The 3028-nt window shown below is 63.3% G+C and carries 1 protein-coding gene and 1 pseudogene; both read left to right on the forward strand.

Annotation, left to right across the window (positions count from 1 at the left end):
• The first annotated feature begins 65 nt into the window (after positions 1-65).
• The gene (locus QZ186_RS11590) at positions 66-1976 is read left to right on the forward strand and encodes a CHASE2 domain-containing protein (protein WP_296417001.1); all 1911 of its coding nucleotides are present in this window, start codon (positions 66-68) and stop codon (positions 1974-1976) included.
• A 24-nt stretch (positions 1977-2000) separates the two neighbouring features.
• Positions 2001-3028, forward strand: a pseudogene (locus QZ186_RS11595) (hypothetical protein); the annotation flags it as partial.

Here is a 3028-nt window from a genome sequence, read left to right on the forward strand (position 1 = left end):
TTTGATGGATCACCTGGAGACGAGCCTGAGGCAAACGACCTACCTGCAGAGCTAAGGACGGGTTGATGACACGCCTGGCTACGACATCCATTGGAGGTTGGCTACGGCGCAAGAGCCTGATCCTGGGACTGGGAGTCCTTAGTGCGGCGGCACCTTGGTTGTGGCCGGAACCGCTCGAGCAAGCGGAGTATCAGCTCACCGAGATCAGTCAGGAGCTCAGAGGCCCCCGGCCGGCCCCACCTGAACTGGCAATCGTCGCGATTGACGACTTCAGCCTGCAACAAACCGCCAATGCCGACCTGGCCGAGCAAGCGGAACTGCAACGCCTGCAGAGCTGGCCGTGGCCCCGGGCCATCTATGCACTGGTTCTGGACCGGCTCTTTGAGAGCGGCGCCAAAGCGGTGGGCTTCGACCTGCTCTTCGATACCCCCAGTGGGTACGGACCTGCTGACGACCAGGCCTTCGCACAAGGACTCAGGAAACATCGCGGCAAGGTCGTCCTCGGAGCGCAGGTGCTGGAAAGCCGCGGCTCAGTCGCGGGATTGAGCCTGGCCAGCCCGGTTCAACCGCTCGCGCAAGTACCCCAGGGACTGCTGAATGGGTTCCTGAACCCCGATGGCTCGATTCGTCTTCGCCCAGATCACTACGCCGAGCAACTGCGCCAGACGCTGGGCCCCCAGGTGCCACCAAGCCTGGGCTCGGCCCTGCTGCAACAGAGCAGCCAGCCAACCATTGAGACGACGACCAGGACCGGTTGGACGCCGCTGTTGGACCCCTACGGACCACCGCGCACGATCGAGACCATCCCGATTTGGGAACTGCTGGAGCCCCGTAGCTATCAACACCTGAACGCCTCGGGCCGCTTGCGCAATCGCTTGGTGCTCGTTGGCCCCACGGCAGCGATCTTCCAGGACCTGCATCACACCCCCTTTGCCGGAACGGAAGGCATGCCCGGGGTGGAAATTCATGCCACCGAATTAGGCAACCGCCTTGAGCAACGAGTGCTCTGGCTCCAGCCCCGCTCGATCGCCTGGTCGCTGTTCACAGGAGCGAGCGTGATTGGGGTCGGTCTACTGAGTCAGCGCTGGACTCGGCCCCTGAGGCGCCTGGGGATCACAGGTGCGATCGCTGCAGCCCTTGTGGTTAGCGGCGTCCTGTTGATCAGCCAGGGGGGAATCGCCCTGCGCGTCATCAGCTTGTCCCTTGGAACCCTCGCTGTCGGTGTGGTGAGCAGCGCGGAGGCCACCGTCAATCTGCAACTCAATCGCCGCAGGCTCAAACGCAGCCTGAGCCGCTATCTCTCACCTGCGGTGGCCAGCGAGATCGCCAATCAACCGGAAGAAGCTGATGGCTTGCTGGGGGGGAAGCTGACCGAGGTCGTTGTCCTGATGACCGACATCCGGGGGTTCACGGCCTACACCCAAGCCATGTCCAGCAGCGGCAGGGTGGTCGAGCTGGTGGAGCGGCTGAACGTCTACTTCAGCGAAGTCGTTGAGGCGCTGCACGGGCAAGGCGCCACGGTGGACAAGTTCATCGGCGACGCCACCCTGGCGGTGTTTGGAGCCCCCATCCACCGCGGCAACCAAGCGGAGGCCTCAGCCGCCATCGAAGCCGCACTGGAGATCGAAGCTCGCCTACGCAGCCTCAACCAGACCTGGGAGCAACAGGGCGAGACCAGCTGGCAGCAGGTGATCGTGCTCAGCTTTGGCACTGTGATTAGCGGCAACATCGGCTCCAGCCGCCGCATGGACTACACCGTGATCGGAGATGCGGTGAACACCGCCAGCCGCCTGGAAGCCGTCGCCAAACAGTGCCAGCGGACGATCGTGATGAGTCAGGGGGTCGCCGACTTAGTGCGTGACCAGTGGCCCCTCGAGGACTTGGGCCGCTTCGAGATCCGAGGCCAGACCGCCCAACACGTGTACGCGCTGGCAAGCGTCACCAACCCTGTGCCCAAGGCAGCTGATCGAAGTTGAATGCGTCCACCACAGGGTGCAGTGATGGGTCTCAGCAGACGCCTGATTCAAGGTCTGGCTGTGGCTCCACTGCTCATGGGCAGTGCCCTCGCCGCACCCTTTGACAGCGCCACGGTCCGCCGGATCATCGACGGACGCGAGGTCTACATCGACAAACAACAGGCCAAGGTCAACCAGACGGCCGATCGCGGACAACAAATCAGCACCGGCTCCAGCCGGACTGAACTCCTCTTTGACAAGCGAGCCATCGGCTTCCTGGGTCAGAACAGCCTGATCACCCTGGGCCAGGAGTGTTTCCGCCTGAACAGTGGACGCGTGCTGGTCAATGGCCCTCAGGCCAGCTGCCTCGGCAGCAAGGTCTTGGGCGTTCGCGGCACGACCTATGTGCTCAGCAGCACCGAGGACGGCGGCTACGACCTGGCTGTGCTGACCGGGACCGCGACTGTTGGCGAAGCCGCAGCGATCGAGACCGCGATGGCGGCAGAAGAGGAGATCAATATCCTCTCCACCTACCCGAGCCTGAGCCCCGTGGTCGGCCTGGGATCGAGTGCCTGGGGCAGCAATGCAGGCGGAACCACCCTGGGCCAAGCGGCTGGTCTGGTCCTGGGCGACCTGAGCTTCTTCACGCCGATCATCCAAGAGAACAGCAGTTCCTTGCTGTACAGCTACAGCACGGGATCCAGCAACTTCGATGGCTTCTGGGGTGCCAGCAGCGAAGTGGGCTACACCTGGTACGACCCCAATAACCAAAGCTCCAACACGCTCCTGGTGGGCTACGACGGCTGGCAGATCCCCGGCTGCTTCCACTCCCAGATCGCCGTCGGCGGTCAGATTGAGCGCAACCGCTGGCAGTTCAGTGCCAATGGCGGCATCCCCTCAGACAACTGCGAGGACAGCCTGGGCTTTGCGATCGCGCGGGTGGGCATTCCCGTTGTGAACCTCGGGGAGCGCTCCATCCATCTCTCCTTGGCTCCCTATGTGATGCATGGCTTAGGGAACCAGTACGGCGGTGGACGGATCGGAGTGAACGTACCCGTCGGCGATGCCCTGGA

It is taken from the genome of Vulcanococcus sp. DEBay_Sum29NL08_54, assembly GCF_017859255.1.
GTDB lineage: Bacteria > Cyanobacteriota > Cyanobacteriia > PCC-6307 > Cyanobiaceae > Vulcanococcus.